This is a genomic window from Paraburkholderia sp., assembly GCF_047605525.1.
In the GTDB taxonomy this organism is placed as follows: Bacteria; Pseudomonadota; Gammaproteobacteria; order Burkholderiales; family Burkholderiaceae; genus Paraburkholderia.
Genome location: NZ_JASGFN010000004.1, coordinates 214,136 through 230,047, shown reverse-complemented (window position 1 = coordinate 230,047; position 15,912 = coordinate 214,136). Strand labels below are relative to the sequence as shown.

Below are 15,912 nucleotides of genomic sequence, written 5' to 3'. Positions count from 1 at the left end.
TGCCTTCGTCTGAAGATTCCGTCTGGGCCGCGTCCGGCAAAGTCCCGCGTGGTATGAGGTTTCGCGGGAAGCGGGTGGGCCGGATGTGTTGCAAATACGACAGTCGGTGTTTTCCCCTAACAGGCCATTTTTTTATTTTCTCCGCCCAAAACGACTCCTATAATTGCCCATATACGAACTGACGTTCCTTGTATGGAACATCAAGGCTCAGGAGAAGGTGAGAAATGACTGAACAATGGCGCTGCGCCGGACATGCCGGCGATCTGTCCGAAGACACTCCGCTCGAGTTCAAGCTCGACGACACGGAAATCGGCATCTACAAGGTGGGCGACGAGATCTACGCGATGGAAAACGTTTGTCCGCACGCATACGCATTGCTGACGCAGGGCTTCGTCGACGGCGACACCGTCGAATGTCCGTTGCACGAAGCCGTGTTCCATATCCCGACCGGCAAATGTCTGAAAGAGCCGGGCGGCCGCGACCTGAAGATGTACTCGGTACGTCTCGCAGGTGAAGAAATCCAGATCAAGGTGGAATGACATGCGAGAGGTAGCCGTGAATTTCAATCCCTTCCTGAAGCCGTGGCTCGCGCCGCAACCGAACAACGTCGCCGGCAAGGGCGTGATCGAGAAGCCGGGCGAAAGCGCCAACATGGTGTGGCAGAACCGCAAGGCCGAGCCGACCCAGTATGAAAACGACTTCGGCGACGCGCTCGAACGCGTTTTCGAAGATGGCGCGACGGAATTGCAGGAAGTCGTCGACGGCCTGAACCGCGATGGCTTCCGCACCCCGGAAGGCGCGCAGTGGAACGCCGAGCGTCTTGCCGCCGAACTCCGTCTGCTCGCTGACTAAGCGGGCTTTCCTGAACACGTTTCATCGCATCCGTACTGGAGCCTCTTCATGACGTCCCCCACTACAACTGAAGGCACGGCCGATCCGATCAAGTCATATCTGGACCGCGGCCTGCGTAACTACTGGTATCCGGTCGCGCCGAGCTGGCAGGTCGGCAACGCGCCGATTGGCGTCACCCGTCTCGGCGACCAGATCGTGCTGTGGCGCGATGGCGAAGGCAAAGTCCACGCGCTCGAAGACCGCTGCCCGCACCGTGGCGCGCGTCTGTCGCTCGGCTGGAACCTCGGCGACCGCGTCGCCTGCTGGTATCACGGCGTCGAAGTGAACGGCGGTGGCACGGTCATCCGGGTGCCGGCCGTCTCGGCCTGCCCGCTCGAAGGCCAGACGTGCGTGAAGTCGTATCCGGTCGAGGAACACGCCGGCGCGGTCTTCCTGTGGTTCGGTGACGACGCGCACAAGGAACCCGCGCCGCTCAAGCTGCCGGACGAGCTGGTGGGCGAGGAGTACGCCGCCTTCCTGTGCATGTCGAACTGGAAGTGCAATTACCAGTACGCGATCGACAACGTGATGGACCCGATGCACGGCGCGTATCTGCACGCGACGTCGCACTCGATGGCCGAAGGCGACAAGCAGGCCGACATGCGCGTGCGCAAGACCGAAACCGGTCTGATGTTCGAGAAGATCGGCCAGCGCGACGTGAACTTCGACTGGGTCGAACTCGGCGATACCGGCGCGCTGTGGATGCGCCTCGCGATTCCGTACAAGAAGAAGTTCGGGCCGGGCGGCAGCTTCGGCATCATCGGCTTCGCGGTTCCGGTCGACGGCGACAACTGCCAGGTCTACTTCTGGCGTACCCGCAAGGTGCAAGGCTGGCAGCGCGACGCATGGCGCTTCCTGTATCGCAACCGTCTGGAAGGTCTGCACTGGGACGTGCTCGAGCAGGATCGCTACGTCCTCGAAAGCCTCGCGCCGAATGCCCGCGACCACGAGTTCCTGTATCAGCACGACGTCGGCATGACGCGCGTGCGCCGCATGCTGCGTCAACGCGCGCAGCAGGATCTCGCCGCGCTCGACGCGCATCGCGCCAACGCGGCGCCCGCCGCCACCGAAGCCGGTCACAGCCATGCATAACGACGCACTCGCAGCGCTCAAGGACCGGCGCGTCCTCGTGACGGGCGGCGCGCGCGGTCTCGGCGCGGCGTTCGTCCGGGCGCTCGTAGAGGCCGGCGCGCAGGTCGTGTTCGGCGACGTGCTGCACGACGAAGGCCGCGCGCTCGTGGCATCGCTGCGCGAGCAGGGCCACGCGGCGACGTACCTGCCGCTCGACCTCGCCGATGCGCAAAGCGTCAAGCAGTTCGCCGACCAGGGCGCGGCGCAGCTCGGCGGTCTCGACGCGCTGATCAACAACGCGGCGATCACGAATTCCGGCGGCAAGTTCGCGGACGAACTGTCGGTAGAAACGTGGGACGCCGTGATGAACGTCAACGTGCGCGGCACCTGGCTGATGAGCACCGCCGCGCTGCCTTATCTGCGCGACTCGGGCCGCGGCAGCATCGTCAACATCGCGTCGGATACGGCGATGTGGGGCGCGCCGAAGCTGCTCGCGTACGTTGCCAGCAAGGGCGCCGTGATTTCGATGACCCGTTCGCTGGCACGCGAATTCGGCGCGCACGGCGTGACGGTCAACGCGATCGCGCCGGGCCTCACCGAAGTCGAGGCCACCGCGTACGTGCCCGCCGAGCGTCACCAGTATTACCTGCAAGGCCGCGCGCTCACGCGCGCACAGGTGCCCGACGACGTGACCGGGCCCGTGCTGTTCCTGTTGTCCGATGCCGCTCGCTTTGTGACCGGCCAATTGCTGCCGGTCAACGGCGGCTTCGTGATGAATTGATCTTGTCGAATCGAAAGGAGAAAGAGATGGCCGACGCCGATAACGAACGCAAATCCTGGGAACAACCCGCCGACGCAAGCTTCCAGCAGTGGCTGGACAGCCGCGTCGCGCGCCTCGAAACGCGTCGCTACGACTGGGACGCGCTGAAGTTCCAGGCCGACTACGACCCGAAGTACCGCCGCGCGCAGATGCGCTATGTCGGCACGGGCGGCACGGGCGTCGCGAAGGACGTCAACACGGTGCCGGCAGGCAGCTTCACGTTCTCGACGATGGTGATTCCGGCCGGCAACATCGGCCCGAGCCACATCCATACCGATGTCGAAGAAATCTTCTTCGTGCTGCGCGGCAAGATGAAAGTGATCTGCGAGCGCAATGGTGAAACGTGGGAAGCCGTGCTCGGCGAGCGCGACCTGATCTCGGTGCCGCCCGGCGTGTACCGCACGGAAATCAACATCGGCGAGGAAGACGCGCTGATGTGCGTGATGCTCGGTTCGTCGAAGCCGATCACGCCGACCTATCCGCCGGATTCGCCGCTCGCGAAGATCAAGCGCTAAGCGGTTGACGCGTTTCCACGCAGTTTCACGTCATGTCACTCACGAACGAAGGAAATCATGTCCGTCGCCCCGTCCGCCAACGCCGATCAGCATGCCGCGCTCGAAGCGCGTCTCGCAGGCTATCCGGCGCAGCAAAGCAGCCTGGCATCGCAACGCGTATTGAGCTATCGCGAAGTCGATCGCGCCGGCAACGATGCGTTGCCGCTGGTGCTGCTGCACGGTATCGGTTCGGGCGCGGCATCGTGGGTGCAGCAGTTCGACGCGCTCGGCGCATCGCGCCGCGTGCTGGCCTGGGATGCGCCGGGGTATGGCGCATCCACGCCGGTCGCGGCGCTCTCGCCGGCCGCTCGGGATTACGCAGCCGTTCTGAAGGAATGGCTCGACGCACTCGGCATCGAACGCTGCGTGCTGGTCGGGCACTCGCTCGGCGCGATCGTCGCCGGTGCGTTTGCCGCGGCTAACCCGGGGCGTCTGGCCGGTCTGTTGCTGTTGTCGCCCGCGGGCGGCTACGGCGCGGCACCGGCTGAAGTACGCGACGCGAAACGCGCCCAGCGCCTTGCGATGCTCGCCGAACTCGGCCCGCAAGGTCTCGCCGAAAAACGCAGCGCCAACATGCTGTCCGCGAACGCGAGCGACGAAGCACGCGCATGGGTGCGCTGGAACATGTCGCGCGTGATTCCGCACGGTTACGCGCAGGCGACGCATCTGCTCGCCAACGCCGATCTCGCGAGCGACCTCGCGCGCTACGACGGCCGCGTCGACGTCGCGGTCGGCGGCGACGACACCATTACGACTCCCGCGGCCTGCGAAAAGATCGCCCAGGCCGCGCGGACCCGGTTGCAGGTCGTGCCGCGCGCGGGGCACGCCGGCTACATCGAAGCACCCGCCGCCTATACGGCGATCATCGACACGTTCTGCCGCGCCAGCGGCGGACAACGGAGCCAATGACATGACGCCCGACATTCTTGACGCCGACAGCGACACGCTCGCCGAGCACAAGGAAATCAGCAGCGAGAGCGGCTACCGCGTGCCCGGTCTCGAACGCGGCTTGAGGATCCTGATGGAATTCTCGCCGCGCGAGCCGGTCCTCGGCGCGCCCGAACTGTCGCGCCGCCTGAAGATTCCGCGCACGACGGTGTTCCGTCTGCTGCAGACGCTCGAAGCCCTCGGCTTTCTCGAACGCGCCGACAAGGACCGCAACTATCGCCTCGGCATCGCGGTGCTGCGCCTCGGCTTCGAATATCTGAGCTCGCTGGAGCTGACCGATCTCGGCCTGCCGATCATCGAAGGGCTGCGCGACGACACCGGCCTCACGAGCCACATCGTGATTCGCGACGGACGCGACGTCGTGTTCGTCGCCAAGGCGCAAAGCCATGCGCCGATTTTCAGCTCGGTGAAGGTCAACGTCGGCACGCGCCTGCCCGCGCATGCGACGACGCACGGCCAGGTGCTGATGGGCGACCTGACGTTCGACGAACTGAAGAAGCTCTATCCCGAGCCGGAACTCGAACGCTTCACGATGCAGACGCCGGCCACGCTCGACGAACTCTACGAACGCATTCGCGACGACGCGCGGCGCGGTTTCGCGATCAGCGAGTCGTCGTTCGAACGCGGTATTTCGGTGGTCAGCGCGCCGGTGCGCAACGACACGCGCCGTATCGTCGCGGTCATCACGACGACGATTCCGCGTCGCGAGATCGACGCGGCACTGCTCGACGGCGGTCTCGTCGACAAGGTGCGCCGCGCGGCGGACGAACTGTCGCAGCGGCTCAATTTCCGGCCGAAGTCCGAGCCGAATGGCGGCAACAAATACATGAAGGCACTGGGGCTCTGATGATCCAAATCGACTTGACCGGACAGGTAGCGGTGGTGACGGGCGGTTCGTCCGGCATCGGCCTCGCGACCGCCGAACTGTTTCTGCGCGCGGGCGCCTCGGTTGCGATCTGCGGCCGCGACAGCGCGCGTCTCGAACAGGCGCAAGCCGCGCTCAGCGAAAAGTTTCCCGGTGCGCAACTGCTCGCGCATCGCTGCGACGTGCTCGACGCCGCCGACGTGAACGCATTCGCGCAGGCCGTGCAGCAGCGCTTCGGCCGCACCGACATGCTCGTGAACAACGCCGGCCAGGGCCGCGTGTCCACGTTCGCCGACACGACCGACGACGCGTGGCGCGAAGAACTCGACCTGAAGTATTTCGGCGTGATCCGCCCGACTCGCGCGTTCCTGCCGATGCTGCGCGACGCCGCCGGCGAAGGCAACACCGCGAGCATCGTCTGCGTGAATTCGCTGCTCGCGTTGCAGCCCGAACCGCACATGGTGGCGACCTCGTCGGCGCGCGCGGGCCTGTTGAGTCTCACGAAGTCGCTCGCGGTCGAACTCGCGCCGCAGCGCATCCGCGTCAACTCGATCCTGATCGGCATCGTCGAGTCGGGTCAGTGGCGCCGCCGTTACGCGACGCAGGCGCAACCGGGTCAGAGCTGGGAAGACTGGACCGGCGAACTCGCGCGCAAGAAAAACATTCCGCTCGGCCGCTTTGGCCGTCCTGAGGAAGCCGCTCAGGCGCTCTTTTATCTGGCTACCACGCTGTCGTCGTACACGACGGGCAGTCACATCGATGTTTCTGGAGGCGTTGCACGACATGTCTAATAAAACCACCGTTGGCGAACTGATCGCCGCCTTTCTCGAGCAATGCGGCGTTCAAACCGCATTCGGCGTGATCTCGATCCACAACATGCCGATCCTCGACGCGATCAACACGCGCGGCAAGATCCGCTATGTCGGCGCACGCGGCGAAGCCGGCGCCGTCAACATGGCCGACGGCCTCGCGCGCGTCTCCGGCGGCCTCGGCGTCGCCTTCACGAGCACCGGCACCGCGGCGGGCAACGCGGCGGGCGCGATGGTCGAGGCGCTGACGGCGGGCACCGCGCTCCTGCACGTCACCGGCCAGATCGAAACCGAATACCTGGACCAGGACCTCGCGTACATCCACGAGGCGCCGGATCAACTGTCGATGCTGCAATCGATCTCGAAGGCCGCGTTCCGCGTGCGTTCGGTCGAAACCGCGCTGCCGACGATCCGCGAAGCCGTGCGCGTCGCGCAAACGGCGCCGAGCGGCCCGGTCAGCGTCGAGATTCCGATCGACATCCAGGCTGCCGAAGTCGAATGGCCGAACGATCTCGGCGCACCGCACGTGACGACGCTCACGCATTGCAGCAAGCGCGTCGCGCAACTCGCCGAGCAGTTGACGAAGGCGAAGCGCCCGCTGCTGTGGCTCGGCGGCGGCACGCGCCATGCGCGCGCGGCGGTCGAGCGTCTGGTGGCGCTCGGCTTCGGCGTCGTGACCAGCGTGCAGGGCCGCGGCGTGCTGCCGGAAGATCATCCGGCGACGCTCGGCGCGTTCAACGTGCATCCGTCGGTCGAAAGCTTCTACAAGACCTGCGACGCGCTCGTCGTGGTCGGCTCGCGCCTGCGCGGCAACGAAACGCTGAAGTACAAGCTCGCGCTGCCGCAGCCGCTGTATCGCATCGACGCCGACGCGCTCGCCGACAACCGCGGTTATCGCAACGAGATGTTCATCCACGGCGATGCATCGGCCGTGCTGAACGAACTCGCGACGCTGCTCGAAGGCAAGCTGAAGATCGATCCGGCGTTCGCGCAGGATCTGGCCGCCGCGCGCGAAACCGCGGTCGCCGACGTGAGCAAGGGCCTCGGGCCGTACAAGCGCCTCGTCGACGCGCTGCAGGAAGCCGTGGGCCGCGACTACAACTGGGTGCGCGACGTCACGATCTCGAACAGCACGTGGGGCAACCGCCTGCTGAAGATTTTCTCGCCGCGCGCGGGCGTGCACGCGCTCGGCGGCGGCATCGGCCAGGGCATGCAGATGGGCATCGGCGCGGCGCTCGCGGGCAATGCGGCGAAGACTGTGGCCCTGTGCGGCGACGGCGGCCTGATGGTCAACGTCGGCGAACTCGCGACGGCCGTGCAGGAAAACGCCAACGTGATGATCGTGCTGATGAACGACCAGTGCTACGGCGTGATCCGCAACATCCAGGACGCGCACTACGGCGGCCGCCGCTGCTACGTCCAGTTGCATCAGCCGGATTTCGCGCAGTTCTGCGAAAGCCTGAAGCTCACGCACTACCGCATCAAGTCGCTCGACGACGCCGCCGCGATCATCCGCGAAGGGATGCAGAAGACCGGTCCGGTGCTGGTCGAAGTGGACATGCTGTCGATCGGCTCGTTCGCGACCGCATTCGCGGGCCCGCCGGTCAAGAAAGAGGAGCCGGAACATGCATGAGGCAGGCTACGCGGGACAGCACGCGCCCGTCGACGTCGCGATGATCGGCTTCGGCGCGATCGGCCAGGCGGTGTATCGCTCGGTCGCCGCCGATCCGGCGGTACGCGTGTCGCACGTGATCGTGCCCGAGGCTCAGATCGCGTCGGTGCGCGAAGTGGTCGGCGCGTCGATGGATGTGGTGTCGTCGGTGACGGCGCTCAGCACGAAGCCGCAGTTCGTACTCGAATGCGCGGGCCACGGCGCGCTCGTCGATCACGTCGTGCCGCTGCTGAAGTCCGGCGTCGACTGCGCGGTCGCGTCGATCGGCGCGCTGTCCGACGTCGGCCTGCTCGAATCGCTCGCGGCCGCGGCCGACGAAGGCGACGCGACGCTCACGCTGCTGTCCGGCGCGATCGGCGGTGTCGATGCACTCGCGGCGGCCCGCTTCGGCGGTCTCGACGAAGTGCTGTACACGGGCCGCAAGCCGCCGACCGGCTGGCTCGGCACGCCGGCCGAAGCGGTCTGCGACCTGGCCACGCTCAGTGAAGAGAAAGTGATTTTCGAAGGCAGCGCGCGCGATGCGGCGCGGCTCTATCCGAAGAACGCGAACGTCGCCGCGACGATCGCGCTCGCCGGCCTCGGGCTCGACAACACGACGGTGCGGCTGATCGCCGATCCGAACGTGACGCGCAACGTGCACCGCATCCTCGCGCGCGGCGCGTTCGGCGAGATGTCGCTCGAAATGAGCGGCAAGCCGCTGCCGGACAACCCGAAGACGTCCGCATTGACCGCGTACAGCGCGATCCGCGCACTGCGCAATCGTGCGGCGCGCTGCGTGATTTAAGACCCGCCAGGCCCCTGGCCTGACAGTTAACGGAACGACCGACATGACTCACTTCGATACCAGCCTCGTGCCCAACGGCGATATTTTCATCGGCGGCGAATGGCGGCAAGGGCGTGGCAACCCGTACAAAAGCCTGTATCCGGCGGATCAGTCGGTCAACATGGAAATCTCGACGGCCAGCGCGGACGACGCGCGCGAAGCCGTCGAAGCGGCCGACGCCGCATGGCGCAAGCCGGACTGGTCGGGTCTGAAGCCGCATCAGCGCGCGCTGATCCTGTATCGCATCGCCGATCTGATCATGGCGCGCCACGAAGCGCTCGCGAATCTGCAGCGCCGCGACAACGGCAAGCCGATCGGCGAAACGCGCGTGCTGGTCGCCAGCGCCGCGAACACGTTCCGCTATTTCGCGGCCTGCCTCGAAACGCTCGACGAGGAAGTCACGCCGTCGCGCGGCGACTATCTGACGATGAGCCTGTACGAGCCGATCGGCGTCGTCGCGGCGATCACGCCGTGGAATTCGCCGATCGCGTCCGATGCGCAGAAGCTTGCCCCCGCACTCGCCGGCGGCAACGCGGTGGTGCTGAAGCCGGCCGAAGTGACGCCGCTCGTATCGCTCGCGCTGGCGCGCATCTGCGAGGAAGCGGGCGTACCGAAGGGCGTCGTGAGCGTGCTGCCGGGCAAGGGCTCGGTGATCGGCGACGTGCTGGTGCGTCATCCGCTCGTGAGGAAGGTGTCGTTTACCGGCGGCACCGAAGTGGGCCGCGGCATCGCGCGCATCGCCGCGGACAAGCTGATGCCGGTGTCGCTCGAACTCGGCGGCAAGTCGCCCACCGTCGTGTTCGACGACGCCGATCTCGATCACGCGGTCAACGGCGTGCTGTACGGCATTTTCAGCTCTTCGGGCGAGGCGTGCATCGCTGGCTCGCGCCTGTTCGTGCAGCGCTCGATCTACGACACCTTCATGCAGCGTCTCGTCGAAGGCGCGCGCAAGTTGCGCGTCGGCGATCCGTCGCGTGAAAACACGCAGATGGGTCCGCTGATCACGCAGGCGCATCGCGAGACGATCGAGCGTTATGTCGCGCTCGGCCTCGAGGAAGGGGGCCGCCTGCTGTGCGGCGGCGAGCGTCCGGTCGGCGACGGCCGCGAAGCCGGCACCTACTTCCAGCCGACGATTCTCGAAGGCCTGAACAATAGCGCGCGCATCTGCCAGGAAGAAATCTTCGGCCCGGTGCTGGTCGCGATGCCGTTCGACGACGAAGCGTCGCTGCTGAAGGAAGCGAACAACAGCGTGTTCGGCCTCGCCGCCGGCATCTGGACGCGCGATTACAAGCGCGCGTACCGGATCGCGCGCGGGCTCGAAGCCGGCACCATCTGGATCAACACCTACAAGCTGTTCTCGATCTCGACACCATTCAGCGGCTGGAAGGAAAGCGGCATGGGACGCGAAAAGGGCCGCCTCGGCATTCGCGAGTACATGCAACAGAAGAGCCTCTACTGGGGCTTGAACGAAGCGCCGCTGGCGTGGGCGAACTAAAGAGCGGCAAGGAAGAGGCACGTTATGACGATTCTCGGCATTGAACAGATTACCTACGGCGTGACGGATCTCGCCACCTGTCGGCACTTTTTCGCGGACTGGGGCTTGAAGGAAACCGCCCACGACGACAAACACGCGCGCTTCGAAACGCAGAACGGCTGCACGGTCCTCGTCGTCGACGCGAACGAGCCGTCGCTGCCGCCCGCGTTCGAGGAAGGCCCGACGCTGCGCGAAGTGACGTGGGGCGTGGCGACGAAGGCGGAGCTCGACGAGCTGCGCGGCCGCTTCGCCGGTCAGCCAGGCCACTACGAAACCGCCGATGCGGTCGGCTGTATCGACCCGAACGGCATGGCGATCCGCGTCGAAGTGACCCGCAAGCGGCCGCTCGACGTGCAGGGTTCGCCGTCGAACGTGTGGGGCAACACGCAGCGCGTCGATCGGCCGTCGCCGATCTACGAACGCGCGGAGCCGATCGAAGTGGGCCACGTCGTGTTCTTCACGAACAACCTCGCGGAACAGGAAAAGTTCTATCACGAGCTGCTCGGTTTCGAGACCTCGGACCGTTATCCGGGCCGCGGCGCATTCATGCGCTGCGCGCCGCACGGCGGTCACCACGACCTGTTCCTGCTCGCGCTGCCGAATGGCAAGCGCGGCCTGAACCACGTCGCGTTCACCGTGCGCGACATCCACGAAGTGTTCGGCGGCGGCATGCACATCAACCGTTGCGGCTGGGAAACGCAGCTCGGGCCGGGACGTCATCCGGTGTCGTCGGCGTACTTCTGGTACTTCAGGAATCCGGCCGGCGCGCTGATCGAGTACTACGCGGACGAAGACCAGTTGACGCCCGAATGGCAGCCGCGCGATTTCGAACCGGGTCCGACCGTGTTCGCCGAATGGGCGATCGAGGGCGGCATCGACGGCAATACGCGCCGGCAGAGAGACGCGAAGGCGCCGGAAGGCAAGTTCATGACGGAGCGCAAAAATGACTGACGCTGCTACCGAAAAGGCGCAAGCCGCGCACGCGGGGCTCGAAGCGCCGCGCACGATCGTCGTGATCGGCGGCGGTCAGGCGGCCGGCTGGGTCGTGAAGACGCTGCGCAAGGAGGGCTTCGACGGCCGCCTCGTGATGATCGCCGACGAAGTGCATCTGCCGTACGAGCGTCCGCCGCTGTCGAAGGCCGTGCTGGCCGGTGAAGCCGATATCGAAACGGTGCGGCTCGTGAAGCCCGACGACTTCGACGCGCTGAACGTCGAGGCATGGCAGCCCGATTGCGCGACGTCGATCGATCGCGAACAGCGCATCGTGCGCACGAAGTCGGGCCGCGAAGTGCAATACGACCGCCTCGTGATCGCGACCGGCGGCGCGGCGCGCCGTCTGCCCGACGCGCTCGTGAAGACCTCGCATCTGGCTTACCTGCGCACGCTCGACGAAGCGGTCGCGCTCGGCGAACGGCTGCGCGCCAGCCAGCGCGTGCTGGTGGTGGGCGGCGGCTGGATCGGTCTCGAAGTCGCGGCGACCGCGCGCAAGCTCGGTGTCGAGGCGAGCGTCGTGGAAGGCGCGCCGCGTCTGTGCATGCGCTCGCTGCCGCCGATGGTGTCGGACTTCCTGCTCGAGTTGCATCGCGCGAACGGCGTCGACGTGCGTCTGAACGCGGCGCTCGTCAAGCTCGAAGACCATCCGAACGACGCGAACCGCATTCGCGCGACGTTCGCCGACGGCTCGACGCTCGACGCCGATTTCGCGGTGGCCGGCATCGGTCTCGCGCCGCACACCGCGATCGCACAAGCGGCGGGTGTGAAGGTCGAGGACGGCATCGTCGTCGATCACTTCGGCGCCACCGACGACCCGCGCATCTTCGCGTGCGGCGACGTCGCGAATCATCCGAGCGCATGGCTGAAGCGCCGCGTGCGGCTGGAGTCGTGGGCCAACGCGCAGAACCAGGCGATCGCCGTGGCGAAAGCATTGCTCGGCACGTTCGAACCGTACGCGGACATTCCGTGGTTCTGGTCCGATCAGTACGACGTGAACCTGCAGATTCTCGGCGACATTCCGCCCGCTGCGCAGCTCGCGGTGCGCGGCGACCTGCCGGGCAAGCGCGCGACGCTGTTCTATCTGGAAAACGACGTGATTCGCGGCGTGATCGCGATCAACACTCCGCGTGAGCTGAAGCTCTCGCGCAAGTGGATGAACCAAGGCCGGACCATCGACCTTGCCACCCTGACTGACGCCTCGACGGCGCTTGCCTAACCATTTTTACGGACGGCACCTTGGCATGAGAACCATAGACAACACGACAGGAGACCGCAGCAGCGCAGGCGTATCGGCTGCTGTCACCCCCGGCTCGATCATCGCGCGTCTCGAGCGCCTGCCGCGCAACCGGATGCAGGTGCGCGCGCGTATCCTGATCGGTCTCGCGACGTTCTTCGACGGCTTCGACGTGATCGCGATCGCGACGACGCTGCCCCTGCTGATTGCGAAGTGGCACCTGACGCCGTGGGACATCGGCTTTCTGCTCGGCTCCGGCTCCGTCGGACAGTTGATCGGCGCATTCCTGTTCCCGTGGTATGCGGAGCGCGCCGGACGCGTGAAGGCGATTGCGCTGAGCTCGGGCATCATCGGTATCACCAGTATTGCGTGCGGTTTTGCGCCGACGTTCGCGATATTCGTCGCGCTGCGCATCGTCCAGGGTCTGGGACTCGGCGGCGAACTGCCGGTGGCCGCGACCTACATCAACGAGATCAGCCGCGCGCATGGCCGTGGACGTTTCGTGCTGCTGTACGAAATCGTCTTCCCGATCGGGCTGCTCGCGTCGAGCGCAATGGGCGCGTGGATCGTGCCGCGCTTCGGCTGGGAGGCGATGTACTTCATCGGCGGCGCGCCGCTCATCCTGTTCTTCACGCTGCGCAGGCTCGTGCCGGAATCGCCGCGCTGGCTCGCCGTGCGTGACCGGATGGCCGAAGCCGATTCCGCGGTGCTGGCGTTCGAACGTGCCGCGAAGGTGCCGCTGCCGCCGGTGGCGAATTCGGCCGAATTCGACGAGCTGGTCAATCGCCATCCGAAGCGCCGCATCGCGGACCTGTTCGGCGCCGCGTATCTGAAGCGTTCGATTGCCGTCGCGATGCTGTGGATTACCTGCGGCTTCATCCAGTACGGTCTGTCGACCTGGCTGCCGACGATTTACCGCACGGTCTATCACGCGCCGCTGCAACTCGCGCTGAACCTGGCCGTGGCGGCTTCGGTGCTCGGCGTGATCGGTTCGCTGGTCTGCGCGCTGCTGGTCGACATCGTAGGCCGCAAGCCGATCATCAGCATCTCGTTCGTGCTGTGCGCGGCTTCGCTGGCGGCGGCCGGCGTGCTGCACAACTCGTCGGTGTATGTGGTCGCGACGTTCTGCGCGCTGGCGCTCGGCTTCCTCGCCAGCGGCTTCATCACCGCTTACGTGTATACGCCGGAGTTGTATCCGACCAGCATCCGCGCAATGGGCTGCGGTGTCGGCGGCGCGTGGCTGAAGGTGGCGGCGATCTTCGCGCCGACGATCGTGTCGAAGACGATGATAGGCGGCAACCTGGACGTTGCGTTCTATATCCTCGCGTCCGTGCCGTTCCTCGCGGCGATCGCGGTGTTCCTCCTCGGCATCGAAACCAAGGGCAAGGTGCTGGAGCAGCTCGAGGCCTGACGCAAGCCCGATGAAACGAAAGGCGCACCCCGCGGTGCGCCTTTCGTCTTTGTGGCCCCGGTTTTTTTGCCGGTGCGGCGCGTCACAACGCCTTGCGATAAACCACGAAGCCGGACTTGTCCGCGACCTTGTCGTAAAGCTGCATCGCGGTGTGATTGGTCTCATGCGTTTGCCAGTAGACGCGCTCGGCGCCATCGGCTTTCGCGCGCGCGTACACGGCCTCGATCAGCGCGCGCCCGACGCCCTTGCCGCGCTCGCGGTCGAGCGTGTACAGGTCCTGCAGATAGCAGATCGGGCCGGCCATCGTCGTGTGCCGGTGGTAAAGGAAATGCACGATGCCGACCAGTTGTCCGTCGCGTTCGGCGACCAATGCGTGCATCGGTTCGTAGCCGTCGAAAAAGCGGTTCCACGTGATCCGCGTGATTTCGCGCGGCAGCGCGGTTTCGCCCGAGCGGCCGTAGAACGCGTTGTACGCGTCCCATAGCGGCAGCCATGCGTCGAAGTCTTCACGGGTGACGGCGCGAATCTGAGGCGGGGCGGACATGTCGGCGGTTCCTCGTCGGACGGGCGGGCAGCAGCGAGCCCGCTGAAAACGGTCGAACCGTCAGCATAGAAAATTCGCGGCGCGATTGTTAGCTCCACGATTCGCGCGAAATCTGGAGCCACGGGCGGGATCGCGCGTCACCGCGCGCTTTCGTCGGAGCAATCGTTCTGGCGGGAATAGCAATAGCGCGCCGGCTGCGGACTGAGCCGTGGGGACGGGCGACGCCGCCAGGCCCCCGCGCGCATCACCCGATCAATGCTTGCGATGCGAATGGCGAAGCTGATCGCGCACCTTCTTCGCGGCGAACAGCGGCACGTAATCGAGCACGCGCGCGTCGTGCCGGTAATCGGCGAGCGTATCGGCGTACATGCGCGATACCGTTTCGGCTGGTGTGTCGGTTTCTTCGGCGATGCTTTTCACCACTTCGTCTATGTTTGTCTCGGGCTGCGACATGGATCTCTCCGGGTGGGGCGGCGGGCTGGATGGACGGAACGTGAACAGCAGGTGTTCATTACAGGATGCGATCCGCGACCATGCCAATTGAATCGGCCTATCGCACGATCCGTTCCACAGAGATTTTTATCTTGCACTGCGAGAAGCATCCGCGTGACGGGGCCGCGCGGAAAATCAATGGGTATGGCGGTGGTGAATGTCCGGGAAATGCGCATGAGTATGGGTGAGCGGCGCATGGTGATGCGGATGGGTGTGCGGTTCCTCACCGTTCCATGCGAAATCGTGCTCGTGCTGATGATGCGCGTCATGCCGATGGCGATGCGTATGGTCGAGCGCCTCGTGCGTGTGCGTATGCTCGTGGCGCTCGCGAATGTGCAGCCATACGCCGAGCGCCATCAGCGCGGCCGCGAGCCAGAATTGCCGGGTCGGCAGTTCGGGCCACAGCAGCCACGCGAGCGTTACGCCGAACAGCGGCGCGACGGAGAAGTACGCGCCGGTGCGCGCGGTGCCGAGATTGCGCAGTGCAACGACGAACAGCACGAGACTGACGCCGTAGCCCGCGAAGCCGGTCAGCATCGCAAGCGCGACGCTCGCTGGGTGCGTGCCGGTGCCGTGGGGCCAGCTTGCACCGAAGGCGAGCGCGAGCGCCACGTTGACCGAACCCGCAACGAGCCCCTTCACGCAGGCGATGAACGTCGCGTCGTGCATCGAGACCTTGCGGGTGAGGTTGTTGTCGACGGCCCAGCACGCGCATGCGCCCGCAACCAGCAGCGCGCCGGCCGGCAGGCCGGCCGTGGCAGCCGTGCCGGGTTGCCAGGACAGCACGACGCCGCCCGCGACGATCGCGAGCATGCCGAGAAACACCGGTGCGTCGACGTTCTCGCGAAACACGAGCCACGCGATCAGCGCGGTGAACACGCCCTCGAGATTGAGCAGCAGCGACGCGGTGGCGGCCGGTGTGGTGCCGAGGCCGAGCATCAGCAGCACGGGGCCGGCGACGCCGCCCGCGGCGATCGCGCCGGCGAGCCACGGCACGTCGCGCAACGGGAAGCGCTGTGGTCCGGCCGGCTCGGCCGGCTGAGCGACGCCGCGTTGCATGATGCGGCGCACCAGAATCACGACGGCCAGGCCGGTGCCGCTGCCGAGATAAAACAGCCCCGCGAGCAGAAACGGCGGCAGTGAACCGAGCAACGCCTTGGCAAGCGGCGTGGTGGCGCCGAACAGCGCGGCGGCGAGCAGAGCGGTGAAGGCGGCGCGATGGCGGGACGGCATCGGTGCACCATGGGTGAG

At 66.0% G+C, this 15,912-nt stretch carries 17 protein-coding genes; 14 read left to right on the top strand and 3 right to left on the bottom strand.

What is annotated here, in order from left to right; genetic code table 11:
* The first annotated feature begins 224 nt into the window (after positions 1-224).
* Genes QM685_RS07715 through QM685_RS07650 form a run of 14 tightly spaced genes read left to right on the top strand, consistent with a single transcriptional unit; the run spans position 225 to position 13,625 of the window.
* A complete protein-coding gene (locus QM685_RS07715) occupies positions 225-539 on the top strand; it encodes a non-heme iron oxygenase ferredoxin subunit (RefSeq protein ID WP_415114404.1) in 315 nt (104 codons plus the stop codon).
* A gap of 1 nt (position 540) precedes the next feature.
* Complete coding sequence (locus QM685_RS07710) at positions 541-852, top strand: recombinase-like helix-turn-helix domain-containing protein (RefSeq protein WP_415114402.1); 312 nt, start codon at positions 541-543, stop codon at positions 850-852.
* A 48-nt stretch (positions 853-900) separates the two neighbouring features.
* Entirely contained in the window at positions 901-1,983 is a 1,083-nt protein-coding gene (locus QM685_RS07705) for a Rieske 2Fe-2S domain-containing protein (protein ID WP_415114400.1), read from the top strand.
* On the top strand, positions 1,976-2,743 hold the full coding sequence (locus QM685_RS07700) for an SDR family oxidoreductase (RefSeq protein ID WP_415114398.1): 768 nt from the start codon (positions 1,976-1,978) through the stop codon (positions 2,741-2,743). The genes QM685_RS07705 and QM685_RS07700 overlap by 8 nt, the downstream gene beginning before the upstream one ends.
* Positions 2,744-2,769: 26 nt before the next feature.
* Positions 2,770-3,297, top strand: a complete 528-nt coding sequence (locus QM685_RS07695) for a cupin domain-containing protein (RefSeq protein ID WP_415114396.1) — start codon at positions 2,770-2,772, stop codon at positions 3,295-3,297.
* Between the two features lie 57 nt (positions 3,298-3,354).
* Positions 3,355-4,245, top strand: coding sequence for an alpha/beta fold hydrolase (locus QM685_RS07690; protein ID WP_415114394.1), 891 nt, complete (start codon positions 3,355-3,357; stop codon positions 4,243-4,245).
* A gap of 1 nt (position 4,246) precedes the next feature.
* Positions 4,247-5,131, top strand: coding sequence for an IclR family transcriptional regulator (locus tag QM685_RS07685; RefSeq protein WP_415114392.1), 885 nt, complete (start codon positions 4,247-4,249; stop codon positions 5,129-5,131).
* Positions 5,131-5,940, top strand: coding sequence for an SDR family oxidoreductase (locus tag QM685_RS07680; RefSeq protein ID WP_415114390.1), 810 nt, complete (start codon positions 5,131-5,133; stop codon positions 5,938-5,940). Before QM685_RS07685 ends, QM685_RS07680 begins: the two co-directional genes overlap by 1 nt.
* A complete protein-coding gene (locus tag QM685_RS07675; RefSeq protein WP_415114388.1) occupies positions 5,933-7,591 on the top strand; it encodes a thiamine pyrophosphate-binding protein in 1,659 nt (552 codons plus the stop codon). The genes QM685_RS07680 and QM685_RS07675 overlap by 8 nt, the downstream gene beginning before the upstream one ends.
* A complete protein-coding gene (locus QM685_RS07670) occupies positions 7,584-8,414 on the top strand; it encodes an aspartate dehydrogenase (protein ID WP_415114386.1) in 831 nt (276 codons plus the stop codon). The genes QM685_RS07675 and QM685_RS07670 overlap by 8 nt, the downstream gene beginning before the upstream one ends.
* A 43-nt stretch (positions 8,415-8,457) precedes the next feature.
* Complete coding sequence (locus QM685_RS07665; protein WP_415114384.1) at positions 8,458-9,948, top strand: aldehyde dehydrogenase; 1,491 nt, start codon at positions 8,458-8,460, stop codon at positions 9,946-9,948.
* Positions 9,949-9,972: 24 nt separating this feature from the next.
* Positions 9,973-10,938 carry a VOC family protein gene (locus tag QM685_RS07660; protein WP_415114382.1) on the top strand — a complete coding sequence of 322 codons (966 nt, stop codon included), beginning with the start codon at positions 9,973-9,975 and terminating at the stop codon, positions 10,936-10,938.
* Positions 10,931-12,196 carry an NAD(P)/FAD-dependent oxidoreductase gene (locus QM685_RS07655; protein ID WP_415114380.1) on the top strand — a complete coding sequence of 422 codons (1,266 nt, stop codon included), beginning with the start codon at positions 10,931-10,933 and terminating at the stop codon, positions 12,194-12,196. The genes QM685_RS07660 and QM685_RS07655 overlap by 8 nt, the downstream gene beginning before the upstream one ends.
* Positions 12,197-12,221: 25 nt before the next feature.
* Positions 12,222-13,625 carry an MFS transporter gene (locus QM685_RS07650; RefSeq protein WP_415114378.1) on the top strand — a complete coding sequence of 468 codons (1,404 nt, stop codon included), beginning with the start codon at positions 12,222-12,224 and terminating at the stop codon, positions 13,623-13,625.
* Between the two features lie 82 nt (positions 13,626-13,707).
* Here the strand turns inward: QM685_RS07650 and QM685_RS07645 are convergent, their stop codons facing one another.
* The 3 genes from QM685_RS07645 to QM685_RS07635 form a co-directional block, all read right to left on the bottom strand.
* On the bottom strand, positions 13,708-14,169 hold the full coding sequence (locus tag QM685_RS07645; RefSeq protein ID WP_415114376.1) for a GNAT family N-acetyltransferase: 462 nt from the start codon (positions 14,167-14,169) through the stop codon (positions 13,708-13,710).
* 252 nt (positions 14,170-14,421) lie between these two features.
* Complete coding sequence (locus QM685_RS07640) at positions 14,422-14,622, bottom strand: DUF3562 domain-containing protein (RefSeq protein WP_415114374.1); 201 nt, start codon at positions 14,620-14,622, stop codon at positions 14,422-14,424.
* A gap of 174 nt (positions 14,623-14,796) precedes the next feature.
* Complete coding sequence (locus QM685_RS07635; protein WP_415114372.1) at positions 14,797-15,894, bottom strand: DMT family transporter; 1,098 nt, start codon at positions 15,892-15,894, stop codon at positions 14,797-14,799.
* Between the last annotated feature and the right edge of the window lie 18 nt (positions 15,895-15,912).